Annotated in this window: 27 protein-coding genes and 1 tRNA gene; 14 read left to right on the top strand and 14 right to left on the bottom strand. The window is 33.5% G+C overall.

The features are described from left to right. Positions 1 to 10: 10 nt before the first annotated feature. From rplT to AAE962_RS00765, 7 genes are all read right to left on the bottom strand, one after another. Positions 11 to 376, bottom strand: coding sequence for a 50S ribosomal protein L20 (gene rplT / locus AAE962_RS00735; RefSeq protein WP_064125369.1), 366 nt, complete (start codon positions 374 to 376; stop codon positions 11 to 13). A 20-nt stretch (positions 377 to 396) separates the two neighbouring features. Beyond that, entirely contained in the window at positions 397 to 603 is a 207-nt protein-coding gene (rpmI, locus tag AAE962_RS00740; protein WP_343289162.1) for a 50S ribosomal protein L35, read from the bottom strand. A gap of 98 nt (positions 604 to 701) precedes the next feature. Beyond that, entirely contained in the window at positions 702 to 1,145 is a 444-nt protein-coding gene (locus AAE962_RS00745) for a PAS domain-containing protein (protein ID WP_343289163.1), read from the bottom strand. Between the two features lie 211 nt (positions 1,146 to 1,356). Beyond that, on the bottom strand, positions 1,357 to 1,611 hold the full coding sequence (locus AAE962_RS00750; RefSeq protein ID WP_343289164.1) for a hypothetical protein: 255 nt from the start codon (positions 1,609 to 1,611) through the stop codon (positions 1,357 to 1,359). 36 nt (positions 1,612 to 1,647) lie between these two features. Then, complete coding sequence (locus AAE962_RS00755) at positions 1,648 to 1,887, bottom strand: hypothetical protein (protein WP_343289165.1); 240 nt, start codon at positions 1,885 to 1,887, stop codon at positions 1,648 to 1,650. Further along, positions 1,884 to 2,117 (bottom strand): hypothetical protein, encoded by a 234-nt coding sequence (locus AAE962_RS00760; RefSeq protein WP_246038769.1) that lies wholly within the window; start codon positions 2,115 to 2,117, stop codon positions 1,884 to 1,886. Before AAE962_RS00760 ends, AAE962_RS00755 begins: the two co-directional genes overlap by 4 nt. A 289-nt stretch (positions 2,118 to 2,406) precedes the next feature. Then, a complete protein-coding gene (locus tag AAE962_RS00765; RefSeq protein ID WP_343289166.1) occupies positions 2,407 to 3,363 on the bottom strand; it encodes a hypothetical protein in 957 nt (318 codons plus the stop codon). Positions 3,364 to 3,581: 218 nt separating this feature from the next. Between AAE962_RS00765 and alaS the strand changes: the two genes are divergently transcribed. Next, positions 3,582 to 6,221, top strand: a complete 2,640-nt coding sequence (gene alaS / locus AAE962_RS00770; RefSeq protein WP_343289167.1) for an alanine--tRNA ligase — start codon at positions 3,582 to 3,584, stop codon at positions 6,219 to 6,221. Positions 6,222 to 6,432: 211 nt separating this feature from the next. Continuing rightward, positions 6,433 to 6,504, top strand: a tRNA-Asn gene (locus tag AAE962_RS00775). Between the two features lie 86 nt (positions 6,505 to 6,590). Here the strand turns inward: AAE962_RS00775 and AAE962_RS00780 are convergent. Then, entirely contained in the window at positions 6,591 to 7,325 is a 735-nt protein-coding gene (locus AAE962_RS00780) for a hypothetical protein (RefSeq protein ID WP_343289168.1), read from the bottom strand. A 187-nt stretch (positions 7,326 to 7,512) separates the two neighbouring features. On the opposite strand from AAE962_RS00780, the gene gpmI reads away from it, so the two are divergent. Next, positions 7,513 to 9,009 (top strand): 2,3-bisphosphoglycerate-independent phosphoglycerate mutase, encoded by a 1,497-nt coding sequence (gpmI, locus tag AAE962_RS00785; RefSeq protein ID WP_343289169.1) that lies wholly within the window; start codon positions 7,513 to 7,515, stop codon positions 9,007 to 9,009. A gap of 14 nt (positions 9,010 to 9,023) precedes the next feature. Here the strand turns inward: gpmI and AAE962_RS00790 are convergent, their stop codons facing one another. Both AAE962_RS00790 and fabD read right to left on the bottom strand, forming a co-directional pair. Beyond that, the gene (locus AAE962_RS00790; protein WP_343289170.1) at positions 9,024 to 9,818 is read right to left on the bottom strand and encodes a hypothetical protein; all 795 of its coding nucleotides are present in this window, start codon (positions 9,816 to 9,818) and stop codon (positions 9,024 to 9,026) included. A 13-nt stretch (positions 9,819 to 9,831) separates the two neighbouring features. Then, a complete protein-coding gene (gene fabD, locus AAE962_RS00795) occupies positions 9,832 to 10,800 on the bottom strand; it encodes an ACP S-malonyltransferase (RefSeq protein ID WP_343289171.1) in 969 nt (322 codons plus the stop codon). A 125-nt stretch (positions 10,801 to 10,925) separates the two neighbouring features. Between fabD and rpmE the strand changes: the two genes are divergently transcribed. From rpmE to AAE962_RS00840, 9 genes are all read left to right on the top strand, one after another. Next, complete coding sequence (gene rpmE / locus AAE962_RS00800) at positions 10,926 to 11,138, top strand: 50S ribosomal protein L31 (RefSeq protein WP_006013575.1); 213 nt, start codon at positions 10,926 to 10,928, stop codon at positions 11,136 to 11,138. 21 nt (positions 11,139 to 11,159) lie between these two features. After that, positions 11,160 to 11,945 carry an NAD kinase gene (locus AAE962_RS00805; RefSeq protein WP_343289172.1) on the top strand — a complete coding sequence of 262 codons (786 nt, stop codon included), beginning with the start codon at positions 11,160 to 11,162 and terminating at the stop codon, positions 11,943 to 11,945. 83 nt (positions 11,946 to 12,028) lie between these two features. Next, positions 12,029 to 13,294, top strand: coding sequence for a hypothetical protein (locus AAE962_RS00810; protein ID WP_343289173.1), 1,266 nt, complete (start codon positions 12,029 to 12,031; stop codon positions 13,292 to 13,294). Between the two features lie 123 nt (positions 13,295 to 13,417). Then, positions 13,418 to 14,434, top strand: coding sequence for an extracellular solute-binding protein (locus AAE962_RS00815; RefSeq protein WP_343289174.1), 1,017 nt, complete (start codon positions 13,418 to 13,420; stop codon positions 14,432 to 14,434). 80 nt (positions 14,435 to 14,514) lie between these two features. Further along, the gene (locus tag AAE962_RS00820; RefSeq protein WP_343289175.1) at positions 14,515 to 15,399 is read left to right on the top strand and encodes an aspartate carbamoyltransferase catalytic subunit; all 885 of its coding nucleotides are present in this window, start codon (positions 14,515 to 14,517) and stop codon (positions 15,397 to 15,399) included. Positions 15,400 to 16,084: 685 nt separating this feature from the next. After that, the gene (locus tag AAE962_RS00825; RefSeq protein ID WP_343289176.1) at positions 16,085 to 17,017 is read left to right on the top strand and encodes an ankyrin repeat domain-containing protein; all 933 of its coding nucleotides are present in this window, start codon (positions 16,085 to 16,087) and stop codon (positions 17,015 to 17,017) included. Then, on the top strand, positions 17,001 to 18,767 hold the full coding sequence (locus tag AAE962_RS00830) for a pentapeptide repeat-containing protein (protein WP_343289177.1): 1,767 nt from the start codon (positions 17,001 to 17,003) through the stop codon (positions 18,765 to 18,767). The genes AAE962_RS00825 and AAE962_RS00830 overlap by 17 nt, the downstream gene beginning before the upstream one ends. 34 nt (positions 18,768 to 18,801) lie before the next feature. After that, entirely contained in the window at positions 18,802 to 19,410 is a 609-nt protein-coding gene (gene gmk, locus AAE962_RS00835; RefSeq protein WP_343289178.1) for a guanylate kinase, read from the top strand. A 250-nt stretch (positions 19,411 to 19,660) separates the two neighbouring features. Continuing rightward, positions 19,661 to 21,736 (top strand): ankyrin repeat domain-containing protein, encoded by a 2,076-nt coding sequence (locus AAE962_RS00840; protein WP_343289179.1) that lies wholly within the window; start codon positions 19,661 to 19,663, stop codon positions 21,734 to 21,736. On the opposite strand, the gene sdhA is transcribed toward AAE962_RS00840, so the two are convergent. After that, positions 21,708 to 23,507, bottom strand: coding sequence for a succinate dehydrogenase flavoprotein subunit (sdhA, locus tag AAE962_RS00845; protein ID WP_343289180.1), 1,800 nt, complete (start codon positions 23,505 to 23,507; stop codon positions 21,708 to 21,710). The two genes, AAE962_RS00840 and sdhA, sit on opposite strands and share 29 nt — an antisense overlap. Positions 23,508 to 23,715: 208 nt before the next feature. Further along, positions 23,716 to 24,117 (bottom strand): zinc-ribbon domain-containing protein, encoded by a 402-nt coding sequence (locus AAE962_RS00850; RefSeq protein ID WP_343289181.1) that lies wholly within the window; start codon positions 24,115 to 24,117, stop codon positions 23,716 to 23,718. Positions 24,118 to 24,155: 38 nt separating this feature from the next. On the opposite strand from AAE962_RS00850, the gene dapD reads away from it, so the two are divergent. Next, positions 24,156 to 24,998, top strand: coding sequence for a 2,3,4,5-tetrahydropyridine-2,6-dicarboxylate N-succinyltransferase (gene dapD / locus AAE962_RS00855; RefSeq protein ID WP_343289182.1), 843 nt, complete (start codon positions 24,156 to 24,158; stop codon positions 24,996 to 24,998). On the opposite strand, the gene AAE962_RS00860 is transcribed toward dapD, so the two are convergent. Beyond that, a complete protein-coding gene (locus AAE962_RS00860; protein ID WP_343289183.1) occupies positions 24,999 to 25,280 on the bottom strand; it encodes a DUF2610 domain-containing protein in 282 nt (93 codons plus the stop codon). Then, entirely contained in the window at positions 25,281 to 25,652 is a 372-nt protein-coding gene (locus AAE962_RS00865; protein ID WP_343289184.1) for a hypothetical protein, read from the bottom strand. Positions 25,653 to 25,747: 95 nt separating this feature from the next. Between AAE962_RS00865 and AAE962_RS00870 the strand changes: the two genes are divergently transcribed. Further along, a complete protein-coding gene (locus AAE962_RS00870; protein ID WP_343289185.1) occupies positions 25,748 to 26,761 on the top strand; it encodes a class I SAM-dependent methyltransferase in 1,014 nt (337 codons plus the stop codon). Positions 26,762 to 26,902: the final 141 nt, after the last annotated feature.

A 26,902-nucleotide genomic window follows, 5' to 3' on the forward strand; every position in this document is an offset into this window, starting at 1 on the left:
TGTTTTTGCTTTAAGAATTCTCCGCTAGTTTACCACTTACAGCTTCTACTAATTTGGCAAAATCATCCTTATAATTAACGGCCATCTCAGCAAGAATTTTTCTATTTAAATCAATGCCGGCAAGTGTAAGACCATGCATAAACCTACCATAAGTAAGCCCATGCTCTCTTGCTGCTGCATTAATACGTATTATCCATAAGCTACGGAAATCACGTTTACGGGTTCTTCTGTCTCTGTAAGCATATTGCAGTGCTTTTTCAACTCTTTGTAATGCAATTCTATAACAGCTTTTTGCACGTCCTCTATAACCCTTTGCCAGTTTTAATATTTTTTTATGACGAGCGTGAGTAGTGACTCCACGTTTTACCCGAGCCATTTTATTTTACCTCCATTTTGTTAAATAACATAAGGCATATAAAGCTTAACTATACGCGAGTCAGATTTACCAAGAATCGTTGTACCGCGCTGATTACGAATATTAGATTTACTTCTCTTTACCATGCCATGCCTTTTGCCTGACTGAGTAGAAATGACTTTACCCTTAGCTGTAAGGTGAAAGCGCTTTTTAACAGAAGATTTGGTTTTTAATTTTATTCTCTTCATATTCCAAATAAATTTACAAACACTACTATTGAGTTCTTTAATAGTAATTAAGCATTAGTATAAATAATTTTATTAAAGAATCAAGTTAAAATTGTATATTAAAGGAGTTTAAAAGTAATTACGCCCAATATGTGTGTTATACCTTCTTTATTCCCAAGTGGCAACAATACTTGCCTCATTTTAACACTTTCACTTTCTTCCTCTTCATTGATTGGGCATTTACTCTCTATTACAGTATCAAGTTTATCAATGACTGCATCTATTTTATATAGTCGCAAAAATGGTGCATCAATTGCATGCTTATTATCAATGCGCGTCTTTTTCTCAAAACCATAGAATTCAACAGCCTTTTCTCCTGCATTTTCACAAATATAACCTTGATCCTTGACTTCAATGATAAAACAATGCTGCCATGACTCCATTATTTCTGCAGTGTCTATTTCGTGCCTTTCTGGCCAATCTCTGTCTGGTCCTTTTATTTCACTCCAATGTTGAGTAACTATATTCACTATTCTTCTTTCTTTGCGTGTATAATTTTCCATTCGAAATTCCACATATAAAACACAGATATGAGGTAAATTTATCGTGAATGTATTGATTTTTTCTTACTAAAGGATGTAGATTATTGAAAATTCTCATCCTGTTTACACAACAGGTAATGATAAATTAAGTATAATAATTAGAGCATAAAAATTATTAAATGAGGAAACTGTAAAAAAATAATAAAAAAATTCTATTTTTGCAATATTTTGGCTAACGAATAGAATTAGTTCCACTTTCTAAAGTTATTGCACTTAATAAATAACTAGATGGAGTTTCTTCCTTAGCACTACTATGGCTTTTATTTTTTATATTATAAAACCAACATTTAAATGGTACAGCTGCTGCGATAGCTGCTACCAAAGCTACTGTTACTGCTAACATACCTACTGTGAACACTATATTATTTTTCTCGTTTGAAGGTGTTTCCAATAATTTAAACTCTCTCAAGTTTGTATCATGAATCATAGGATTACCCAAAATATTCGTTGTATTTTGAACACTTTATATATTTCGCATTGTAATTCCATTGCTAGCGTTTGATTTTTTCATTTCTTCCATTACTTGTTTTAAGTTTGGTAGTTCTGCTGTTGTATTTTCAATATCACCAGCTTCCAGCTTTTGCAAGTTCTCATTACTCAAAAACTCTTTGAGATACTTTTCATAAAACTCTTTGGCATTATATCTTTTATAACTTCGTATTTTCCCACTCTTGAGATCAGAAACAATATCATCAATCATCATTTTGGATTTTCTGCATGCACTATTTCTCCTTCAGCAACAAGAATACGATAAGATGTATCGTCAAGCATACATACATACTTAAGTTTTAAATCACCTCCTCCCAATAGAAAATATATTGTTCTGTTTTGTTCTACATCTCGCAATTCTGATTCAATACTAATCCATCTATTCCTTTTTTCCTTATTGATTGATCTTTTTTTTCCTACAGTATTTTTAAATCTTCTTGACATATATAACCCCCAAGCTGACCAATATTTCCTTATGTATAAAAGATAAATTATTTAAGTCCACATCTTTTCACTAAGATTTTTATATTTTTATTATACTAAATAATACATATATTAATATCTGAATTTCTCATTGCAATTTATTATACCTTAGTAAAAACGATATAAAATTAGAGAAAGAGTTATAAAATTTTTTGTAAGACAGGAAAATTTCTTCTCCTTTGGTTCCAGAGCATATAAGTGCTGTAAGAGCTAAGTTGATGGCACTGTTGTGCCATCAAACTCTGGAATCTTACTCGACACTAATCTGAGAAGATAGATGTGCTACCGATGTAGCATTGCTGAGCAAATATTCTATTTCTGATGTAGATCCGGAATGCTCAAATTGAGCTTGTTCAGGAAGGTTTTTCATCGCTTTTTCAACATCGTAGCTACCTTCCCTATTTTTTCTATGCCATACAAAGTATCCTAATCCTGCAAAAGCTACTGCTAGCACTCCACCCAATATACCACCAGCAATCCCTGCTATTCCTATATACTGTCCTCCATTTATTTCGGGTAATTTAGGCCCTTCCACATCTGTGCTATTAAATATAGAATGATCTAACACTTCTTGTGAATTACTATCAAAACGGGAAACACTACTTATATCTTCAGGAGTAATTCCATAACTAGCATTTGATTCTTCTATTTCATTTATTACGTCATTAATCTCTTTAGTAGTTACTTTGCTTGATGCAAAATCGAATTCTTGTTTTGTTAAAGAAGCTGATTCGATAGTTACATCTTCCTGCATCTGATAATCAATTTCTTCAGTAGTAGATTCTCTCAATTGGCTATTTTCATCAGTTCTTTCTTTTAGCTTTTTTGAACTATCCTTACCCAATTCATCTACAAGGTTTTTTAGATATATTTTCTTAAATTCTCTATAATTATATTCTTTACCTTTTTCTATTTCTCCACTCTTAAGACCTAAAATAATTCCATCTATTGTCGATTCACGAATTGCTTGAGGAATGTCTATTGAATTTACTATTCCTGTAACCAAGCCTATCTCAGCTGCTCTAGAAGATATAGAGAGGTCTTTTACTGTTAAATTCTCTACTTTAATTAAAAATTCTACTCTTCTGTTTTGTTTTATACTTTCCAAGTCAGATACAATTCTAATTGTTGGACCATCCATCTCCTGCTTATTTGTTGTTTCCCTCTTTCGTATGCTATTCTTAGTGTTTTGGAATTTTTTTGGCATTTCACACTCCTTAAATTAATTAACAAAAATATTATTTGAATTAACAAATACTTCTCTATGTTAGTGGATAAAATATTTAAACCTATATCTTTTTATTAAAATTTTTATGTAAAAGTTACTTTTATTATACTAAGTAATATATATATTAATATTTAGATTGATAAATTGATTTTACTTCTGTTACAACTTATTATGCATAGGTAACTTCAGTAAAAACGATGAAGCTAAACGAAATTAGAGAAAGATTTATAAAATTTTTTATAAGTAATGGCCACGAACAGGTTTCTTCTTCTCCTTTGATTCCAGAACATGACCCAACACTCATGTTTACAAATGCTGGTATGGTGCAGTTTAAAAATATTTTTACTGGTGCTCAAAAAACTGAAATGAAACGTGCTGTCTCAAGTCAAAAGTGCCTAAGAGCAGGCGGTAAACACAACGATCTTGAAAATGTTGGCTATACAACTCGGCATCACACATTTTTTGAAATGCTCGGAAATTTTAGCTTTGGTGATTACTTTAAGGAAAATGCGATAGAATTTGCGTGGAAATTTATCACTAAGGAGTTATCTCTTGATAAAAACAGAATATCCATAACTGTCTACCATACTGATGATGAGGCGTACGAGATTTGGCGTAAGATAAGTGGCTTTTCAAGTGATAAAATCATAAGAATTGCAACGGATGATAACTTTTGGAGTATGGGAAGCACTGGTCCATGCGGTCCATGTTCTGAAATTTTTTATGACCATGGGAGTCCTAATTTACAAGACGACGATAGAATTGTTGAAATCTGGAATCTGGTATTCATGGAATTTAATAAAGATGAAGAAGGTAATTTACAAAAATTACAAAAAAAATGCATCGATACTGGAATGGGTCTTGAGAGAATAGCTACTGTCATGCAAAATGTCCATGATAACTATGATATTGATCTATTTTCTGCTCTGATCAATAAATCTCAAGAGTACTGTGGAAGAACGGAAAATAAAATAGCGCATAAGATCGTAGCAGATCATCTTCGCGCGGCTGCATTTCTCATTGCAGAAGGAGTGCTTCCTGGAAATGATGGCAGGAATTACGTATTACGCAGATTAATTAGGAGAGCAGCACGTTATATCCACCTACTTGGATATAATGATTCTTTATTGCATCTTGTTTTTCCTGCACTCATAGATGGCACAAATTTGGCTTATATGGGAGATGTTTATCCAGAGCTAATCAGAGCTAAAAGCTTAATAGAAAAGACGTTAAAATCAGAGGAAGAAAACTTTAAAGACACTTTAATGAAAGGCATTAATCTCTTGGACAAATTTACTGCAGATTTAAAATCAGGTGACACTCTATCTGGAGAATCAGCATTCAAACTATATGACACTTATGGATTTCCTTTGGATATCACACTTGATATTTTGAAAGAAAGGAAAATAAATTTTGACCAAAAAGGTTTTGATAATGCAATGAAAGAGCAAAAAGAAAGAGCACGTGCTAATTGGACTGGATCTGGTGAAAAGTCTGTTGAACAAGTATGGTTTAATTTAATCGATCAGTTTGGCAAAACGGAATTTGTTGGTTATGAACGTGATGAAGTAAAGGATGCAACAGTACTCGCAATAATTTCCTCTAAAAATGAATTAATTGATTCTGCAAAAGAAGGAGAAAAGATAACTATTATACTTGATAAAACACCTTTTTATGGAGAGTCAGGTGGACAAGTGGGAGATATTGGAAAGTTCCTTCTTGTCATCCCAGTACTTGATACTGGGATCCAGATTCCAGCGTCACGCGCTGGAATGATACCAGATTTAGGCGTAATCATAGTGGAAAATACCAACAAGATTAATGACCTATATTTACACAGATGTATAGTGGAGTCTGGTTCAGTTCGTAAAGGTGATACAGTTACAGCTAGTATTAACAAAAAAAGAAGACAAGACTTAAGCAGAAATCATTCAGCTACACATCTTCTACACTTTGCACTCAGAAAAATCTTAGGTGATCACGTTACTCAAAAAGGTTCTCTAGTCGCACCAAATAGACTAAGATTTGACTTTAGTCACAATAAGCCAGTCACTGAGGATCAGCTGTCTTCAGTAGAAGATATAGTAAACTCTCTAATCAGAGAAAACCTTTCTAGGTCTACAAAAGTTCAAGGTATGGATCAGGCAATAGACGAAGGAGCGATGGCCTTATTTGATGAAAAATATGGTGATAAGGTTAGGGTTATAAAAATTGGAGACTCAAAAGAATTATGTGGCGGTACACACGTGGAACGTACTGGAGAAATTGGTTTGTTTAAGATAGCATCAGAATGTTCCGTTGCATCTGGAGTAAGAAGGATCGAAGCTTTAACCGGTCAAGAAGCAATTAATTATGTACGCAATAACGAAATTAGCTTAAAAAAAGTTGCAGAATGCGTAAAAGCACCAGCAAATGAAATAATAAGTCGACTCAGTATTTTAAGCCAAGAGCGCAAAGAATTTGAAACCAAAATAAAAAATCTTTATAAAAAGATTATCAGTGTAGAAAATATAAAAAGTACTGAAATAAATGGAATAAATTTCGTAAGCCACACTTTTACTGACGTTCCAGGAAGTATCATAAGGGAATTTGCTCTACAGCAACAAAAACCGAAAACTGTAATAGCCTTCATGGTAACAGAAAAGGATAAAACAGTTTTGATTGTCAAAGTAAGTAAAGATTTAACTAATAAGATCAATGCAAAAGAGCTAGTATCTACTGTAACCAGAAGGGATTGCAGTGGAAATACCGAACTTGCCCAAACAGGCTGTGATAACAATAAAATAGATGATGCCATTACAGCAATCCATAGCAAAATAACAGCTTGCAAAAACTAATACACCCTACTACCTCGATATCTTTTAACCGTAAACGGAATCGTCAAGGTATTATGCAAATAGGGGTAGAGAAGACTTAACTGTCAAATGAGCATATCAGGTAATAAGAACTAGATTACAGCTCCATGCACTGGAATGATATCTAGGTCTAAAGTCTACATAAAAATCGTTTACAATCGGCGTTCAATGTGATAAGTTGAAAGCAGTTTATTCCTCGGTAGCTCAGTGGTAGAGCAGTTGGCTGTTAACCAATTGGTCGCTGGTTCGAATCCGGCCCGGGGAGCACTATTTTATACAATCTGTACATTTCACTTTTAGCCCAAAATTCACTACCTTTTTTTGTCTCTTAAACAGACAAAACGTGTGAAGTTATATAGGTTTAAAGCCTTTACTGTCAAAATGCAAAGATGTCTGCGCTTCACTTAGCTTGATATCTGGCTCCTCTCCTATTTTTCTTTTATTACATTTCCTTTTTAATTGAGGAAGGACATTTTCAGGCAACGTGCTATCAATACTGCAATAATTACAAATAAGTGAAGTAAGACGTATCAAATTTCCACTCGCCAAAGTCTGTGCACCTCTGTAATTAATGCTGTTATCATATACTTTAAGTGTAATAAGATTTGTAAGATTTCCACTCGCTAAAACTTCCGCACCTTTGTCACTGATTTCATTCCATCCTAAACTAAGCAAAGTAAGATTTGTAAGATTTCCACTCGCTAAAGCTTTTGCCCCCCTATCGCCAATTTTATTATCATATAATTTAAGCTCAGTAAGACTTGTAAGATTTCCACTGGCTAAAGCCTCTACACCTTCATCACCAATTTCGTTTTCTCCTAAATCAAGCGAAGTAAGATTTATAAGATTTCCGCTTGCTAAAATCTTCGCACCTTCTGTACCAATACAACAGCAACTTAGATCAAGTGAAGTAAGATATGAAAGCTTAGCTAATTCTTTTACAACTTCACAATCAATGCTTGAATATCGTAAAATAAGCTTTCTAATGTGTGTATTATTTTTTAAAAAATTTACGAACTTGTTTGTATTAACTATAGCGCCTGATGTTGCTAAAGTATTACCTTTTATATATTGGCTACAACTCACTTGACCTCACTATTAAAGCTATGCAAGTGTTTTAGTAAACACTTCAGCAATTGTCAATCACTTTAATAAAATATTTTATGAAAAATCTCATACCTCTAAGGAGCTTTTTATATCTCTTATTTTAACACAAAAGTTGTGAGAAGAGTTTGTTTTTGGTACCATTGGGGGTTTCGATGTTAACTTTTATATGAACTTTAAATCAGTCGTTTTATGTATACTAGATGGCTGGGGCAATGGAATAGAAAATAGTAAATACAACGCTATTAGCAATGCAAGTCCACCCTGTTGGCAATATATTAGCTCTAATTATCCAAAGCGCAGTTTATCTGCCTGCGGAACTGATGTTGGATTACCAGACGGCCAGATAGGCAATTCAGAAGTTGGACACATGAATATTGGCAGTGGTAGAGTGGTAATGCAAAGCCTGCAGCGCATTAATCGAGAAATTGAAACGATAGAAAATAATGTAAATCTGCAGAGCTTTATTAATGATCTAAAAAGCAAAAGCGGCATATGCCATATAATGGGACTGGTTTCAGATGGCGGTGTTCATTCGCATCAAAAGCATATTGGAGCTTTAGCAAATAAAATATCACAGCGCGGAATTAAAGTTGTGATACATGCATTTTTAGATGGCAGAGACACATTGCCAAATTCAGGGAAAAAATGCATTCAAGAATTTAAAGAGAGCATCAAAGATAATGACATAAGAATTGCCACTGTCTCTGGACGTTATTATGCCATGGACCGTGATAATAGGTGGGAAAGGACAATTGAAGCTTATGAGGCTATCGCATTTGCAAAAGCACCTCACCACGATGATGTAGTATCGCTGATTGATAAAAATTATCAAAATAATATAACCGATGAGTTTATTAGGCCTGCAGTAATAGGTGATTATCAAGGCATAAAATCAGAAGATGGATTGCTATTGTCTAACTTTCGTGCTGATCGAATGATACAATTGGCAAGTATTTTACTTGGTAAAGCAGGTTATACTGAAGTGGCAAAATTCTCTTCAATTTTGAGTATGATGCAATACAAAGCGGACTTAAAAATTCCCCATCTCTTTCCTCCTGAATCTTTTGATAATACTTTAGGGCAAGTAATAGCAGACAATAAATTACGACAACTGCGTATTGCAGAAACTGAGAAATATGCTCATGTGACTTTCTTTTTTAATTGCGGAAGAGAAGAACCTTTGCTCGGTGAAGAAAGAATACTAATTCCTTCACCAAAAGTTAAAACTTATGATCTACAACCTGAAATGTCAGCCTTCGAGCTCACAGAAGAACTTGTAAAAAAAATTCATTCTCAAGAATTTGCGCTGATAGTTGTAAACTACGCTAACCCTGATATGTTGGGACACACAGGTAATATAAAAGCAGCCGAGCAAGCTGTGCTCGCTGTAGATGATTGCCTTGCAAAAGTACTCAGCGTTGTCAAAGAAGTGGGTAATACTGCACTCATTGTTACAGCAGACCATGGTAATGTGGAATGTATGTTCGATGAAGAAAATAACACACCTCACACAGCGCACACTCTAAATAAAGCTCCATTTATTATATCTTGTGAAAATTTAAAACTGAGAGATGGAAAATTATCTGATATTGCACCTACTATTTTACAGCTACTTGGACTCAAAAAGCCAAATGAAATGACAGGTAGTTCATTAATTGTGTAGTGCGCTTTATATTACTATAAATCTATAAATAAGGGCTGATTTGCATTAGTAAATAAAACACTGTGCATAGCAGATAGCATATCTATTTGCTGCTCCAAATGGCCATGTTGTGCTTCTACATTAGAGTACCAAATATTATTTTCCCCTGCATATACAGACAAAGAGCCATCATCTTTAAATGTTTTATTATTTTGCAATACTATATTAAAAATTTCTTTCTGTTTTAAAGCATCAAACCAATCTTCAACAGTCGTATAGAAAAACTCACCCGTTCCACTTTCCGGACACACTTCTGGAGAAATCTTTAGTACATCATGAGAAAGAGGTGGAGAAAAATAACTTGCGAATGAATAACTAGGAGAATTGTGATTATTATGCAGAGCAATAACATGATCTTGACCAGGAAGCAAAAAGTCTAAAATTTTTTCTGCAAAGTTTCTAGTAATTCTCAAAGCATCTTCTGAAAAATTGCCAAACTCTCTTAAGCTAGCTTCTGCACCTACATCATCAAACATGCGATTGGGATCGAATTCATAACGCTCACCATTTAAGTAAAATTCTACATTGCGCGGAGTACCATCACCATGAGTAATGTACAGCATTCTTCCACCAAACTCCTCGATTATATTCTCACCAGATTCTTTTGAAGTTACTTCATTTTGATGCACATTGATAAAATTGATTCCACTTGTATCGCTACTTTTAATAAAAAGTTTAACTGTAGTATCACCTAGCGCCAGATCATATTCTTTAGTGTCGATGTTTGACATTCCGCTGCCATCAATAATCAAAGCAAAAAAATAGCCCAAATTTTACTTTATGTTAGTTATAAGCTTTTATTTTAAAATTTTTTTCTTTCAACATTAATGATTCATTAAAGAAGCCATCAATATCATCAATACTACCTATGCTTTTTGTATTGACAGATTGGTCAATTCTTTTAACTAAATTGGATAGAACTTTATTAGGCCCAATTTCAACGAATTTATTAGTGCCACGGCTTGTCATATGTAAAATCATTTCTCTCCACCTCACTCTGCTTACGACTTGCTTAGCGAGCAAAGCTCTTATGACCTCTGGATCACTTTCCTCTTTAGCTGTAACATTTGACACAAAAGGAATCGAAGGGCGAGTTATTTTAACGCTATCCAAAAATTCTAGAAGTTTTTCATCAGCGGGTTTCATAAAAGATGAGTGAAAAGGCCCACTAACTTGCAATTTAATTATTTTCTTTACACTTGAGTTTTTAAACAATTCAGGTAACATTTCAAGGGCTTCTGAAGTACCACTTACCACTACCTGCCCGCCACCATTATCGTTTGCAATTTCACAATCAATTTGAGCTGATTTTAATATATCTTCTACTTCGCTCATTTCCGCACCGAGTAGGGCAACCATTCCACCTTTGCATTTCAGTGAAGCTTCATGCATTGCTTCACCACGAACTTTTAGCAACTTGACTGCAGACTCAAGCGTCAATGCTCCTACAGCACATAGCGCTGTATACTCGCCAACTGAATGCCCACAAAAATACTGAACTCTGTAAAGATATTCACCAAATACGTGCTTCATAACACGTAGCGTTGCAATTGACACTGCCATTATAGCTGGCTGAGCGTTTTCCGTGATGGTTAATTTCTCAATAGGACCATTGAAAATCAAATGAGACAGCTTTCTACCTAATACGTCATCTACTTCATCAAATACTTGCCTTGCAACTGAAAATTCATCATATAAGTTCTTTCCCATTCCTATAAATTGAGAGCCCTGACCAGGAAAAGCAAAGATCATAATAAATTATTTATTTTTCATTAAGTATACTACTTTATTTATTTTTTGTCAATATTTCACAATAATGATTGACCAAATGAACCAGATTCACTAAAATCTTAGCTGGTAAGAAATTTGTAAGAACAATGGCAGAAATCGATTATCACAAAGTTACTATAGTTATGACAGATGGTCAAGAGTTTGAAACTTATTCCACTTATGGAAAGGAAGGTCAAAGAATAAAACTTGATAGAGATCCTCTTACTCATCCTGCATGGACTGGAAGCTTGACAAGCGGTTCAGGGGAGAAGGATAGTAAAATAGCTAAGTTTAATGATAAATATGGGAGTCTTTTTTAGTTTCTCCCCTCTTTATTTAACATGTATAAATATAAAAATGTAGGCTATATTGCTTCTTCGCTACCCAAGTCTCAGGAAGTATCTAAACTACTACAGAAACTCAATTTTATCAATATAGCAGAAGCAGGTAAGCATGAAGTTGATCTGCTGATAGTTGTTGGTGGTGATGGTTTTATGCTACGCACTCTGCACAACTACGTCATAGGAAATAAAGATATACATGTATATGGAATAAATACCGGTAATGTAGGGTTTTTAATGAATAAATGTTTTAAAGATCTAATTGATCATATAGAACATGCATCCCCTACTCAGCTAACTTTACTAAAAATGGAAGCCACAGACATAAGTGGCAAAAAACACCATTATATCGCAGTAAATGAAGTGTATGTCTTTAGAAATGCAAATCAAATAGTGGAGATGAATATTACCATTAATGATAAGCTAAAAGTAGAAAAATTCAGAGGAGATGGAATTATATTGTCTACCCCAACAGGTAGCACTGCATATAACTTCTCTGCCGGTGGGCCAATCTTACCACTTAATTCAAATTTACTTGCACTGACTTCCATTAATATCTACTACCCAAGGCGTTGGAATGGAGCGCTAATCTCAAATGATACAATAGTGAAAATTGATATCAATGATGTGAAAAATCGTCCAGCACTTGTAGTATCAGATTACAAGGAATTTCACGACATATCGCAGGTAAAAATACAGAAAGATCACGAAAATACAGTCACTCTACTTTTTGACAAAGATTGCCATTTGAATGAAAGGATCTTTGATCAGCAGTTCTTATACTAATATTTATTCTTAAATTAGTATTCACTATATCTTAATAAATATAGCGTAATTAAAAGAGCATTGTAATTAATTTTGGAGCCAATATGCATGGAGTAGCAAACGGAGAGAACGTCAGAATAACTGAAAAAGATGGAATAGAAAAAACAAGTCTACCAAAACCAGCACTCAGAAGCACAGTGCCAAAAACAAATGGTGAAAATGAAACTTTACAACATACAAGTTCGGCTAGCAAATCAAGTTCTTATGAAGAAAGGCAAGAAGAATCGAATGTGAACAGTTCAGAACCTCTTTATGCATCCATAGATAGAAGTAAAAAAACTTCGAAAAAGAGTTCAGATAGTGAAGTAGGTAATACAAACCTAAGCAGATCACCTTCTCAAGAAACAGTATATAGAGAACCTTGGGATAGTAAAATATTAGAAGATATAGAAAGATTAAAAGTAGAGGTACATCCAACTCCTCGACCATCATATGAAACAGATGGCTCTGAAAAATCTTTGCTTGGAGATAATAAAAAGACAAACAGATTTTTACAGAAAGTAAAGTATACGATGCAAAAGAAGAAAGTTACAATGCCTTTTGTAGGCCTTGTTACGGCGTGTTGTATTACAGCAATCGTTTTAGCTGTGAAGCAAAGAGAATTCATTGGATTCATCGGCAGCGTAAATCCTGTTACTATGTTCGGCGTGGTATTAGCGTCTTGTTTAGTCTTGGGAATTACGTGGGAACTTATGCAAGCAGTCCGTACTAAGGAGCACAAGATTACAAAAAGAGACACTCAAGAAGTTTTAGATGAAATATCAGGTACATTAAAGAAAGATGAGAAATGCATCAAATCTTTGGTATTAAAATATAGCAACGGTAATCGTGTTTACTTTACGTTTCACTCCCTTCCAGAAAAAGCAAAAAGTAATCCGAACATCTTAGAACTTACAAGCCAGCCAATCTATTACAAGAGTAAAGTAAATTCATTAATCAATGATAGAATATGGCTTCCTATCTTAGGAACAGTTCTCATGACTGGAAACATAACCTTCCCTTTAGCACTTTATTCAACAGGTGGTTTGAGCAATATAGTAAGTTCATACACAAATCCTACTATTTACTGGCCAATCGTTGCAATTTCAGGCACTCTACTCCTTTTCACTTTAGCTTGCACAATTCATCATTGGAGCAAAACTGATTTTAAAGATTATTTGTTATTACATAAACAAAATGCTAATAGTGAAAATCCTAATGAAACAGCTATTAAAACTGTAAAAAGCAGTCAAGAAAAGATTAGTTCAAAATTGTTACAAGTAGTTGCTGAACGATGTGGCCATCCAGATATTACTTATATTATTAATTAAATCTGGCTCGTACTTCTTTTTATCGCTATTCCAGTACTGTAACTGCAACGTTTTGAAGATTTACACTTGCTAAGACCTTGCTATTTTGATAGCTTGAGATGATGAAAAGGAAGGGGTTTGTTTATGAAAAAAGGTTTAATATTTATATCTTTAGTAGCGGCTGTATTGATAGTCGTTAATTTTTTATATAAAAATAGCGGAATTGATGATTCACAAGTAGTAAACGTTTATTCATCTCGTAAAGAAGAATTAGTACATAGTTTGTTTGATGATTTTACAAAAACTACTGGCATCAAGGTACGTTATATCATTGACGATTATTCCCAATTGCTTTCACGTATGGAAAATGGCGGTGAAGCTGATTTGTTTTTAACTGCAGATGCAGTGAATTTGATTTTAGCCAAAAAAAGAGGGCTCTTATCTCAAGTGGATTCAGAGACTCTAAAAAATGCCATACCTGCAAAATTTAGAGATAATGAAGATTATTGGTTTGGTCTCACAAAAAGAGCTAGAATATTGGTTTATAATAAAGAATCAGTAGATCCTAAGGAATTAAGTACCTATGAAGATTTAGCGGATGAAAAATGGAAAGGGAAAATATTAGTACGCTCTTCCACAAGTCCATATAACCGATCATTGATCGCTTTTATGATTGCAAAAAATGGTTTTGAAAAAACAAAAGAATGGGTTAGTGGAATTGTAAGCAACATGGCAAGAAAACCAAGCGGTGGTGACACAGATCAAATTTATGCTGTAGCCGCTGGTGAAGGCAATGTTGCAATAGTAAACAGCTACTACTTTGCAAGAATCCTTTCATCAGAAAATAAAAAGAATATCACAGAAAAGTTAGGAGCTTTTTTTCCTAATGATGGTGTAATGGTGAATATTAGTGGTGCAGCAGTAACAAAAAACGCAAAACACAGAGAAAATGCTATAGCTTTATTGGAGTTTTTTGTAAGCAGGCAGGCTCAAGAATTATATGCTAAAAAAAATCAAGAATATCCCATTGTTGAAGGTATCGAAACTTCTGATGTATTAAAATCTTGGGGGAATTATCCACAAAATGATCTACCTATAAGTGAGCTTGAAAAACACCTCTTTGAGGCTGTTATGATAGCAGATGAATGTAAGTGGAAATAAAATTTTATAGCTTCCTTCTACTTTACTTTACAGTTGTGTAATTGAAATTAAGAAAGTATAATAAGCTCAAAAAAGGATCTATGTACAAGAGAAGGAATTTATTAAATATCTCAGACCTTACAATCGGTGATGTAGAAAATATAACTAAATTAGCCAACCAATACCTTGAAGAAAAAGTTGAAAATAGTCATGTTCTGAAAAATAAAATAGTCATAAACTTATTCTTTGAAGATTCAACACGCACGCTCTCATCTTTTGAAATAGCAGCAAAAAGCCTTGGAGCAAATGTTATAACTTTACCAATAAAATCTTCTTCTATTAACAAAGGGGAAGATCTAAAAGATATGATAAAAACACTAAATGCAATGAATCCTGACTATATGATAATCAGGCATAAAAGTAGTGGTATTATTAATACATTGGCAAAGCATGTTAACTGCTCGTTAATCAACGCAGGCGATGGAAGCAGCGAACATCCAACTCAAGCTCTTGCAGATTATCTCGTAATTATCAGTCATAAAAAACAAATAAAAAACCTCAAAATTGTAATATGTGGAGATATTTTGCACAGTAGAGTTGCGAGATCAAATATAAGATTGCTAAAAATGTTTGGAGCAAAAATAAGCTTAGTTGCTCCACCAACCTTAATTTGTAAGCATTTTCCTGAAGTAGATTCACTGCATTATTCATTAACCGAAGGTATAAAGGATGCTGACGTCATTATGCTTTTAAGATTGCAGAAAGAGCGCATGAATAATAGCCCTTCAGAAAAAGAATATTTTCATTTGTATGGACTTGATGCACAAAAACTATCGCACGCAAAACCAGATGCAATTGTTATGCACCCAGGACCAATAAATAGAGGAATTGAGATTAGCAATGATATAGCAGATTGTGTTATTTTACAGCAAGTAAAGTTTGGATTAGCAACGCGTAAGGCAGTACTGCACTATTTAATTGTTTAACTTTAATTAATTTTAAGGAATTTTAGACATAATGATCCTCCTATAAAAAAGATTTAGAAAAATATAACACATATCATGACAGAAATTAAGTATGAACTGAAGTAGACCCTGCTATATTTTTTTATTGAGAGATTAATTGAAAAGTCTGCAGACTTGAACAAGGTGAATTTCGAGCTCTAAAATACCCTCATTGTTATTAATAATAATTAAATTACTAAATGTGTCAAGCAATTTTTCACTCTATACCATAATTATGAACATTTATTTGCAAAAAATACTATAAACATAAAATGATAGATGTCATAAAAGTATCCAGCACTGGCATCTAGTTAAATTTGCGAATATAAAAGTTATGCTAAAATATAACGTTTCTAATGATTATGGAAAATGGATCCCAGTATCAAGTACTGGGATGACAAGAGAAATGGAATAACATTATGAAGGTGTCATTCCAGCGCGTGACGCTGGAATCCAGAAAAAAAACAGTGTCAGCTATTCCAATGACAATTTAAGGTAAAACCTAAATAAATGGGAAAAACTTTGATATTCAGTCTTTGCAAAATTCTACTCGTATAGAAAAGGTAATACAAATGTTTTTTATAAATAAAACCTTAAGGCATTTTTTACTGTAGATTAATCATTTGATTATAGTATCATTCTAATTAATCCTATGCCTGTAATATTTATGAAGAATACTTTATATTTCATACTATTAGTTGCTATATTTTTATCATCTAACCTGTTTGCTATAGAGCAACCTGAAGAAAATAAAAATGAAAATAGCATAAATCAAGAAGACAAATCGAAGAGCAACACTGATGCTGAAAGCGCTGATAAAGAGAATGACTCACTTACAGGCAAGCTAGAAGAAAGCACAGACCAAAACTCAATAAATGTAGATAATAAAGAAGTACCTTCTATAAGCGAGCTAAAAGAAAGCACAACCCAAAATGAAGAAGTACCTTCAAATAATGAAATAAACCTACAATCTAAAGAGGAGACTAATATAAAAGATACTGAACTTTCAACAAGTCCTTTATTAGAGGAAAAGAAAGAAGAACAGCCTGACAAGATAAATAAAGAAGATGAAGAAAGCGAAAAATGGACAAAGCTGAACAAAGCAATAACAAAAAAATGGGACTATAAAAGCAAGTCAATATATAAACGACAATATGATAGCCTAAATGAGCACCTTCCTAAAACTATATTTACTGATGATTACAGTAAGCAATTTTTTTACTGCATCAAGAAGGGCAACTTAATTTGTCTAAGAGGAGTAATAAATAAGCTAGAAAAAATTGGATTAACAATTCAAGAAATACTAAGATTTAGAAATAAATTGGGTGATACTCCTCTAATTTATGCAGTGAAACAAGGTCAAATAGACACAGTTCGCTTTCTCTTATTACAAGGTGCTGATCCTAGAGTAGTTGATAATAATTTTAAGTCCCCTATTGAAATAGCAATCGAAAGGAATCAGATCAACATAATAAACGCAATTGCCGAAATGATGCCATACCTTTTAGAGGATAAAGAAATAAACAATCAAGAAAACTCAGAGATGTATAACTTTGCTATAAAAACAAAAGAAAACACGTGTGATGCAAAAAATAATTAGACTTTTGATATTAATTTTAGTTGTTCATTTATGCTATGGAGATGATGCAATCAATGATTTTTTAAGCGCTCTGCATGATGTAAAATACGTATCTTACAATACAAAAGATTTTGCTAAATTTTTAGTACAGTGTAATAAAGACAGCATACCACAAGATTTTAAGAAAGGTTTTGGTCCTAATTTAAATGGTGCTAATTTTAGTCAATTGTATTTAAATAAATCTATTTTTGAGGGAGTAAGTTTAATTGGTGCTGATTTTTCTAACACCGATTTATCAGATGTGTCTTTTATCGATGTTGATTTACGTGGTGCTAATTTTTCCAATGCTAATTTACATGGTGTTAAAATACAAGGCACAAATTTAAGTTTTTCAAAATTTGCTTCTACAAATCTAACAGATATCATATTTGATCAATCTAATATCAGTTATGCTGATTTTATCAATTCTAATCTCAACAAAGTAAGTATGCGTAATATAATTGGTTTGCATACCAAGTTTTTGAATGTAAAAATGAATTTCTCCGATCTATTAAACTCGAATGCTAGCTACATAAATTTTAGTGATAGTGAAATAAACGATACTGTTATGCAGAAGAATAATTTCGACAATGCAAGTTTCTTTGGAGTGGATGCACACAAGCTCAAGATACAATTTTCTTCACTAAAAAATGCTAACATATATGGCGCAGAAATAAAAAAATCAGATTTTACAGGTAGCAATCTTTCGAACGCCTATTTTAATGCTTCTATTATAGTTGATAGTAACTTTGAAAAAGCCAATTTAAGCAATTCACAAATTTCCTATGTGAAAGGGGATAATTCAAACTTCATTAAATCTATACTAAATGGTTCCAAGATAAAACATGCATATGTTTTCGAATCAGACCTTCAGGATGCTGATTTATCTAATATTGATTTTAGTTTTAGTGAATTGTATAAAGTTAACGCCTATGATGCTAACATTTGTCATGGAAAGTTTCATAATACTAAAGTTGTGAATTCTGACATGAATGGTTCGTTCTTTGACCATTCATTGTTTACCTCTGCAAAAATAGAAGATTCAGATCTTTCCACAACTTCAATGTATAAGACAAAAATTCAAGACTCTCAAATTTATAATAGTACTCTTTCCCACCATAGTATTGACTTCAGTGAGATAGAAAATTCAATATTCTTCAAATTATTAGCTGATAATTCGAGCTGGTCTAACTTAAAAGTCACTAATTCAAATTTTATTGAAAGTGATTTCAAATCCTCCGTGTTTTATGATAATACCTTTAGAAAGACTAGTTTTTTTCTTAGCAATTTGAGTGATTCGACAATAAGTGATATGTCTTTCCTCTCTTCAAGCATATATAAAAGTTCAATTGCTGATATTCATTTAACAGATTGCAAATTTGATAATTCAATTATGATTGACAATCAGGGACAGAGCAAAATTACAGGTCTAGAGAGTGCTATAACTTCAATTAAAGATCTGCAAGAGAAAATATCGCAGGGTGAAAAATTTGATGTAAATTATTCTTACTTTGAGTTTAAAGACATGAATTTAGAAAATGCTAATTTTTCTAATTCAATATTAAGCAGAGCAAAGTTTGTAAACGTTAATTTGAATAAGGCAAATCTTGAAAGAGCTGATTTACGTTATACTATTTTTGATAATTCCTCTCTTGTTGATGCCAATTTATCAAATTCTAATTTAGAAGGCTCTAGTCTTTTAAACTTTGACTCAAAAAATACAAAGTCTTAAAAAACTCTATAATGTACTTGTTAAATAAAGAAAAATGACCGTAAAAAATGAGGGCATACTACTGATTCTATCCTCTCCTTCTGGAGCTGGAAAAACTACTATATCAGAAAAATTACTTGAGCAATCAACTGATTTAGTTATGTCTGTTTCTATGACTACACGCAAACCTCGTCCCGGTGAAGTAAATGGAAAAGACTATTTTTTCGTTACTGAAGAAAAGTTTCATGAAATATGTAAGGCTGGTCAAATGCTTGAATATGCTAAAGTTTTTGAAAATTTTTACGGTATACCAAAAGATTTTATAGAACAAAACCTGAGCAGTGGCATAAGTGTTTTACTGAATATAGATTGGCAAGGAGCATTTCACTTATTTGAAATCTTAAGAGAAAAAGTTGTAAGTGTTTTTATACTACCTCCCTCAATGGAAGAGCTTAGACTGCGTCTACAAAGGCGTAATAGTGATGATGAAATTGAAATAGAGCGGAGATTAGCCGAAGCGCAAAAAGAGATAAGTAAAAGTAATAAATATGATTACGTCATAGTTAATGATGATCTTGATAAAAGCGTAGAAGAGATAAAATCAATACTAAGTAAAGGAATGCTTAAAAAATTAGAAGAAAAATCAAGTTTGAAAGATCTATAAAAATATTTGTTTATCTCTTTTAGCAGCATTCACGCTTCACAGTTTAGCCGCATTTATTATTTTTTAAGATAAAATAGTTAAAATAGTAGACAAGTGCTAAAGTGGGGATTTAATTATGACAACAGATTTTCTAATAGAAACTAGCTTTCCACCTATATTTCGATAACATCTAGCTCAATTTAAAAGTCCAATTCAATAGGCTGTTAGTTGAAGCGCTAACGCCAAATAGCTTTAATATTGAGGTTTTAATATGAGTATAGATCTAAGTGTATCAGTTACTAATGCAAACAAACTAGATAAATATATAAACAAAAATGAAAAACAAGATAAAAAAGACAAGCAATTGTATAATATTATAGAGAGAAAGGTAAAAAAAGAAAAACATAAGCATGAAAAACCAAGAAGTCGAGATGGAACACTCAAGGAATGTAAAAGGTTATTTAAGGAAGGCGCTAGTCCTGAAGTATTAACTAAATTAGAAGAATCGCTTAGAGAACAGGAAAAATATCACAGATATTATGTCCAATGTTTCCTTCCAGTGCTAGGTGAAGTAATAGAACGATCGAAAAGAATATCAAATGAAACAAAAAACCAAGTAATTTCTGAAGTCACTAAAAGTTGTTTTAGTAGGTACAGCAAACAAGACAGTGGCTACGGTAGCGATTTTGAAGATAAAATAAACGGAATATCAGATTCTGATAGCGATTTTGAAGATGGAATAAACGGAATATTGGATTCTGATAATGACGTTCAATTACTAAATGCAATCCAAAATGGAAACAACAGGAAATTTAGAAAATACCTAAAAGATTGCACAAATGTCAGTGGCATAACAGATGAAAAAGGAAATAATATTTTACACCTTATTGCATCGCTCAAAAAGAAACAAAAGCTTAAGTTTCTAGATACCTTGATAAAAATAGCTAACGAGAAAAATTTAGTACAACTTGTTGATAGTGAAAATCAAGAAGGAAAGACTCCTTTTCAGGTAGCACTAATTAACAAGATAATAAAAGGGAAACATGATTCTCACACAATCCAAGATAACGATAACACACTTAAGTTTCTTGCAAAATTGTTAAAGTATGTAGCCAGCTCTGACAATTTAAGATTATCTACAAAAGAATTACAATACTTAAAAGAAGAGCAAAAGACATACTATTGTGATTTCCTAGAAAAATTAGCAAAGTCAGTAAAGAAACCTGAGTTAAAATCAGAAATAAGAACAAAAATTAAAGAAATTATATCACATACCATAAATACTCCAGATAGTAATGATAATTATCAATTACATTTAGCAATTAAAAATAAAGATGAGAAATCCTTTAAGGAGTTATTGCAAAAAGGAGCAGATATTAGCCTGAAAGATACAGATGGTAATAATGCTTTACACCATATTGCCTTGCTGAGAGGGAAGCAAAAAGTTATATGCTTGAAATTAATATCAGCCTTAGTAAAAGAAAGAAAAATATCTGAAGATAAATTAGATGAAGCTATAAAAGCAACTAACAGGCAAGGCAATACACCTCTAGAATTAGCACTAAAGAAAAAAGCAGAAAAAAAAAGTATCGAATACCTATCGCAAGAAACAATTTTTGATTTAGCAACTAATTATGATAATACAACAAAGTTTTGTGCAGCATTATTACAAAACGTTGCTAACCCTGATTCTTTATGGTTAGAAGATCCAGAACTCCATACTAAAAAGTACTATTTAACTTTACGAGATCTAAAAGATTGTTCAAGCACTCCACAGAAAGCACAGGAGAAAGCTAAAGAACTAAAAGAGAAGCTTGAGGAAAAATACCACTGTAGAACTGCTTCGAAAAAATGTCAATCAGGCATTAAAAAGCTAGGTTCTGGTGTAAAAAAAGGAGCATATGCTGTATGGAAATGCATTGATCCGGGCAGGAGAGCTAGTGTATTGTTAGCAATCACAGTAGCAACTACTATTATTACAATGGTAACACTTTCTTGCTTCCAAGGACAAATTGCAATTGGAGCAGCGTTACCCATCATAGCTATAACAGGAGTGGTCTGTCTGATATTCACTTTGGGACTTAGCGAAATTAGGAAGTCTGTTAAGGAATTAACCAACGATAAGCAAAGCCGTAAAGATGATCACCTAGCTGCAAAACAACCTGAAAATATTACTGAACAACAAAATTTAGCTAACAACTCAGCAGAGCAAGAAGTACAAAGATCGTCAAATCAATCGGAGCATAAAGAAAGCCCAGCTACTCAAATGAGCTATGTATCAATACTACGTCAATTTATAAATAAACCAGATGGGTTAACTAATAAATTCTCTTTTCCGGGGCGATGAAATCAATCTCATCGCTCAGAGTTTTTTCAGCAACTTTTTTATAGTCAATTTCTACACTAACTTGGCTTTTCTCTTCTTTAAGCCATGCTATAGTATGCTTCATCCAGTTTTTATCATCACGTTCAGGGAAATCTTCACGAGCATGAGCACCCCTGCTTTCCTTGCGATTAGCTGCGCATTCCACGGTAATAACTGCTTGTGGAATCATATTGGCAAGCTCCAGCGCTTCAACCAAATCACTATTCCATATCATACTGCGATCTTCAACTGCAATGTTAGGCATCATTTTTGCTACTTCTTTCATAGCTTTTTTACCTTCCTCTAAAACTTCAGCAACACGGAATACCGATGCATATTTCTGCATAGTGTGCTGCATTTCACTTCGTATTTTTGCTACTTTGAACTCTCCAGAAGCAAATCTCATTTTATTAAATCTATCTACTATCAAGTCTGTGCAGTCTGAATGCAATTTTTTATGTGGTGTATCAGGTTTCAATTTTTCTTTTGCCCTAAGCGCGGCAGCTCTACCAAAAACCACAAGATCAAGAAGCGAGTTAGAGCCAAGTCGATTTGCACCATGTACAGAAACACATGCCGCTTCTCCTATTGCAAATAATCCTTCTACCACTTCTTCTTTACCTTTTTGCAACGTGATCACTTCCCCATGATAGTTGGTTGGAATACCTCCCATGTTATAGTGAACAGTTGGAATAACAGGTATCGGATCTTTAGTAACATCAACTCCTGCAAAGGTCTTTGCTGTTTCACTAATACCTGGCAATCTGAGCTTTATTACTTCCGGATCAAGATGAGATATATTCAAGTACATGTGATCTTTCTTTGGCCCAACTCCCCTTCCCTCTCTAATTTCAATTGTCATTGCTCGACTTACTACATCACGAGAAGCCAAATCTTTTGCCTTTGGCGCATAACGTTCCATAAACTTCTCACCCTGAGAATTAACGAGGTACCCACCTTCACCGCGGCATCCTTCCGTCATCAAGCACCCTGAGTCATATATTCCTGTTGGATGAAATTGCACAAATTCCATATCTTCAAGTGGCAACCCAGCTCTCACCACCATGCCATTACCATCACCTGTGCAGGTGTGTGCACTTGTTGCAGAAAAATAAACACGTCCATAACCACCTGTTGCTATTACCACAGAATGTGCACGAAATCTATGCAACGTACCATCACACAGCGACCAAGCTATCACCCCACAGCATGTCCCTTTGTCCATAATCAAATCGATTACAAAATATTCGACAAAAAATTCAGCGTTAAATTTAAGACATTGCTGATATAGAGTATGAAGAATTGCATGCCCAGTTTTATCTGCTGCTGCACAAGTACGCTGAGCCGATTTTCCTTTACCAAAGTGAGTTGTCATTCCACCAAAGGCACGCTGATATATTTTTCCATCTTCCGTACGAGAAAAGGGTACACCAAAATTTTCAAGTTCAATCACAGCTTTGGCAGCATTTTTACACATATACTCTATTGCATCTTGATCGCCAAGCCAGTCTGAACCTTTTATTGTATCATATGCATGCCAGCGCCAGTCATCTTCAGCAATATTACTCAAAGCTGCACTAATTCCTCCTTGCGCTGCAACTGTATGACTTCGTGTAGGGAAAATTTTAGAAATGCAGGCAACTGAAAAATTAGTTGCAGCCATTCCAAGTGTTGCTCTAAGCCCTGCTCCACCTGCACCTACTATCACCACATCATACTCATGCTCTATGATTTCATACTCTGACTTATCCATATCCACTTATTTTATCATCACAGGCTTATAATATCACAGAAGTAGGAAAAATCTATACAAGTTTTCTGGATGTAAGCTTCTGAAACAAACCTATAGTAAACGATGTAATAACAATCATAGGGCATCATGAAAGTAGCTGAAATTGGAATGACACTATCATAAAGGAGTAAGTGTAGTTACTTGCATAACATTGATGACTTATGCCTATTTAACTAGATCTAAAATTAGATAGAAAAAGGTAATCTTGATAAAACTCATTTATAACAAGTTCTCTCGCACTTGAATTTTCCGTTTGCACTTTTTTGTATCCTAATTTATGGCTTATTGAATCTTTATATGCACTAACTGCTTTATACATCTTACTTACCTCTCCTGGAAAGATACCACCAACAATTATAACGCACAATCCTGCAACTGTTGCAAAAGCTAGAGCTAGATTTTGCCTCCAGCTAGCTTTTTTTTCTTGAGGGTAAAGTTCATTTGATATTTCTTTTAGATATTCATGCCACATGTGATTGCAGTTTGTACATTTCACTTTTCTTCCAGACTCACCTATTTGCCCACGAGATACTAAGTAAGTTTTAGTACAATTATGACATTGTATTTTCATAGTGCTTACGTATAAAATAATATAAATTTGATATCAATATGTATATAATAAATGAAAAATTTGCAACTAAAAAATTACAAGATGAGATAGAAAATATTTGGAAAGATAAAGAAAAACTTAACGATTGTAATCTAAAAAAAGCAGCAAGATTAATAATCAAAGAGGTAATTGAGTTACTTGATAATGGTAAAATTAGAGTAGCAGAAAAGTCATCAAGTGGAGAGTGGATAGTACATAAATGGATCAAGCAGGCAATATTATTACATTTTCTCACTGCAGAAAGTAAAATAATAGACAACACCAATTGCTGGTTTGATAAAATCGGTAGCAAGTTTAGTGAATGGAATGAGGAGAAATTTTACCAGTCAAAAATTAGAGCAGTTCCTGGATGTTTTGTCCGCCAATCTGCTTACATAGGTAAAAATGTTATTTTAATGCCAAGCTTTATCAACGTTGGTGCATATATTGATTCTGGTACAATGATAGACACCTGGTCAACAGTTGGTAGCTGTGCACAAATAGGAAAAAACTGCCATATTTCTGGAGGGGTGGGAATAGGCGGAGTTCTTGAGCCTGTTCAAGCTTTTCCAGTTATTATAGAGGATAATTGCTTCATTGGAGCACGCAGTGAGGTAGCCGAAGGTGTTATAATAAAAGAAGGATCAGTCCTTGGTATGGGGGTGTTTATTGGAGGATCAACAAAAATCATTGATAGAGAAACAAGCAAGATATTTTATGGTGAGGTGCCACCTTACTCTGTAGTTGTGCCAGGATCTACTCCATCTAAAAATAATATCTCAACCTATTGTGCAGTTATAGTAAAAAAGGTGGATGAGAAGACGAGATCAAAAACCTCTATAAATGAAATATTGAGAATCTAACTACTTACCGTCACTTTTTTTATCATTGTTGCTAACTATAGTGATAGCATATGCACATAATTCTGAAAAAGAAATGCCATTTTCTTGAGATAACTTGTGTAATTTTTGCAGACTTTCTTTGACTTTGTTAGGTATATTTCCTCCACGCTCCTTTGCAAGCCAGGAATCTTGATGGTGAATTGGATGAGTATCACCCTTTGGATCTCCTATGTATATTGCAAAAGGCGAATTTTGTCCTTTAAAATCACACTGTACAGTAAATTTTTTTATGGATGCAGTCATTTAAAAACCTCTACTTTTCTTTTTAATCGATTTTATAGCAGGTGGAAGAGATGGTTTTTTGATCAAATCTTGCCTATTGAGCATACTTTCTTTGCCTTTTAAAGTTCGAAGAACATCGGCTCTGCTTAGCTGTGATTCTTTCGCCATCCTCATTCCATGCTTTACCATAATATTAGCATATGCTAGCACTTTTTTTACTAATTCTAGGTCACCATTTAACATTCGAACTAGCACTTGAAATATTTCTGCTAAAGTTAACCTGTCAGCACCTATAACCTTATTATCTACAAAATTTATAGCTTCTTCAAATTTATATTCAACACCATCATCTTGAGGTATAAGGGTAACATAATCTGTATCTTGACTATTCATAATTGAAGCACTATCGCCTTTAAACTTATATCATATATATAAATACTCCACTATTTTATAGTATGGCACGCTATAGTTAAACATTTATTAATAATATGCTTACTTATATACACGAATTAATTGATAAAAGCCAAGGATCAATATCCATCAGTAATTTTATGAATGCTGCTCTATATCATAAAGAGTACGGCTATTACATGAATAAATTACCACTTGGCAAAGATGGTGACTTCATTACTGCACCTGAAATTAGTCAGCTATTTGGTGAAACAATTGCAGTGTGGATAATGAATATATGGGAAAAATTAGGAAAGCCATCAAAATTTTCTCTAGTTGAACTTGGACCAGGTAAAGGAACACTCATTCATGATGTAATAAGAGTCACCAAAAAATATAGCTGTTTTTTTAGCTCAATGGACATTCATCTAGTTGAAATAAGCCCTATTTTACAGAAAATACAAAAGGAAAAATTAAAGGGATTAGATATTAATTGGCACACAGATGTCGACAACTTACCAAATCAGCCAACTATTTTTTTTGCAAATGAGTTATTTGACGCCCTTCCGATTGACCAGTTCGTTTATCTTGATGGACAGTGGTATGAAAACAGAGTGACAAAGCAGGATAATGGCAGTCTTTCGTTGTTACTTCAGTGCTCAGTGCCAATTACTGGAAAAGGAAAACTTTTCAATGGTGCAGTAGTGGAAGTATGCCTAGCCGGAACCGAAATATTAAATAAACTTGAGAATAAGATAGTCAATAACGGGGGAGCTGCCCTGATTATAGATTATGGTTATGTATATCCTTCATACAAGAGCACTTTACAATCAATAAGACAGCATAAGTATACTAATTTTCTTGAAAATGTCGGTAATAGTGACATCACTGCACTTGTGAACTTTCAAGCACTAAAAGATTCATTAAAACATGTAGACTGCGAGACTTTAACTCAAAGAGAATTTTTATATTTATTTGGTATAAAGGAAAGAGCACAAGCTTTAATGGAAAATGCAAGTAATGAACAGAAGAATAGGATCTTCAGTGAATTTTTAAGGTTAACTGAAAATATGGGTACTCTCTTTAAGGTAATGCTGATTCATCATTTGTAGTCTTGTATGGTTCTTATGTTAAACATATAAATACTAAAAAATTAAAGGTTTTTGATGACGAAAAGACCGGATGCCAGTGTCACGCACTGGCATGACATCCTCTTGCTTCTATAGGTGCCTTTATCTCGTATACTTTATTTT

Origin of the sequence: Wolbachia endosymbiont of Encarsia formosa (assembly GCF_039540065.1) — a bacterium.
Classification (GTDB): domain Bacteria; phylum Pseudomonadota; class Alphaproteobacteria; order Rickettsiales; family Anaplasmataceae; genus Wolbachia.

Excerpts from the sequence above, each read along its gene's own strand:
- rplT (WP_064125369.1), bottom strand. The coding sequence starts at position 376 with ATGGCTCGGGTAAAACGTGGAGTCACTACTCACGCTCGTCATAAAAAA.
- rpmI (WP_343289162.1), bottom strand. The coding sequence starts at position 603 with ATGAAGAGAATAAAATTAAAAACCAAATCTTCTGTTAAAAAGCGCTTT.
- AAE962_RS00745 (WP_343289163.1), bottom strand. The coding sequence starts at position 1,145 with ATGGAAAATTATACACGCAAAGAAAGAAGAATAGTGAATATAGTTACT.
- AAE962_RS00750 (WP_343289164.1), bottom strand. The coding sequence starts at position 1,611 with ATGATTCATGATACAAACTTGAGAGAGTTTAAATTATTGGAAACACCT.
- AAE962_RS00755 (WP_343289165.1), bottom strand. The coding sequence starts at position 1,887 with ATGATGATTGATGATATTGTTTCTGATCTCAAGAGTGGGAAAATACGA.
- AAE962_RS00760 (WP_246038769.1), bottom strand. The coding sequence starts at position 2,117 with ATGTCAAGAAGATTTAAAAATACTGTAGGAAAAAAAAGATCAATCAAT.
- AAE962_RS00765 (WP_343289166.1), bottom strand. The coding sequence starts at position 3,363 with ATGCCAAAAAAATTCCAAAACACTAAGAATAGCATACGAAAGAGGGAA.
- alaS (WP_343289167.1), top strand. The coding sequence starts at position 3,582 with ATGAAGCTAAACGAAATTAGAGAAAGATTTATAAAATTTTTTATAAGT.
- gpmI (WP_343289169.1), top strand. The coding sequence starts at position 7,513 with ATGAACTTTAAATCAGTCGTTTTATGTATACTAGATGGCTGGGGCAAT.
- fabD (WP_343289171.1), bottom strand. The coding sequence starts at position 10,800 with ATGATCTTTGCTTTTCCTGGTCAGGGCTCTCAATTTATAGGAATGGGA.
- rpmE (WP_006013575.1), top strand. The coding sequence starts at position 10,926 with ATGGCAGAAATCGATTATCACAAAGTTACTATAGTTATGACAGATGGT.
- AAE962_RS00805 (WP_343289172.1), top strand. The coding sequence starts at position 11,160 with ATGTATAAATATAAAAATGTAGGCTATATTGCTTCTTCGCTACCCAAG.
- AAE962_RS00810 (WP_343289173.1), top strand. The coding sequence starts at position 12,029 with ATGCATGGAGTAGCAAACGGAGAGAACGTCAGAATAACTGAAAAAGAT.
- AAE962_RS00815 (WP_343289174.1), top strand. The coding sequence starts at position 13,418 with ATGAAAAAAGGTTTAATATTTATATCTTTAGTAGCGGCTGTATTGATA.
- AAE962_RS00820 (WP_343289175.1), top strand. The coding sequence starts at position 14,515 with ATGTACAAGAGAAGGAATTTATTAAATATCTCAGACCTTACAATCGGT.
- AAE962_RS00825 (WP_343289176.1), top strand. The coding sequence starts at position 16,085 with ATGAAGAATACTTTATATTTCATACTATTAGTTGCTATATTTTTATCA.
- AAE962_RS00830 (WP_343289177.1), top strand. The coding sequence starts at position 17,001 with ATGCAAAAAATAATTAGACTTTTGATATTAATTTTAGTTGTTCATTTA.
- gmk (WP_343289178.1), top strand. The coding sequence starts at position 18,802 with ATGACCGTAAAAAATGAGGGCATACTACTGATTCTATCCTCTCCTTCT.
- AAE962_RS00840 (WP_343289179.1), top strand. The coding sequence starts at position 19,661 with ATGAGTATAGATCTAAGTGTATCAGTTACTAATGCAAACAAACTAGAT.
- sdhA (WP_343289180.1), bottom strand. The coding sequence starts at position 23,507 with ATGGATAAGTCAGAGTATGAAATCATAGAGCATGAGTATGATGTGGTG.
- AAE962_RS00850 (WP_343289181.1), bottom strand. The coding sequence starts at position 24,117 with ATGAAAATACAATGTCATAATTGTACTAAAACTTACTTAGTATCTCGT.
- dapD (WP_343289182.1), top strand. The coding sequence starts at position 24,156 with ATGTATATAATAAATGAAAAATTTGCAACTAAAAAATTACAAGATGAG.
- AAE962_RS00860 (WP_343289183.1), bottom strand. The coding sequence starts at position 25,280 with ATGACTGCATCCATAAAAAAATTTACTGTACAGTGTGATTTTAAAGGA.
- AAE962_RS00865 (WP_343289184.1), bottom strand. The coding sequence starts at position 25,652 with ATGAATAGTCAAGATACAGATTATGTTACCCTTATACCTCAAGATGAT.
- AAE962_RS00870 (WP_343289185.1), top strand. The coding sequence starts at position 25,748 with ATGCTTACTTATATACACGAATTAATTGATAAAAGCCAAGGATCAATA.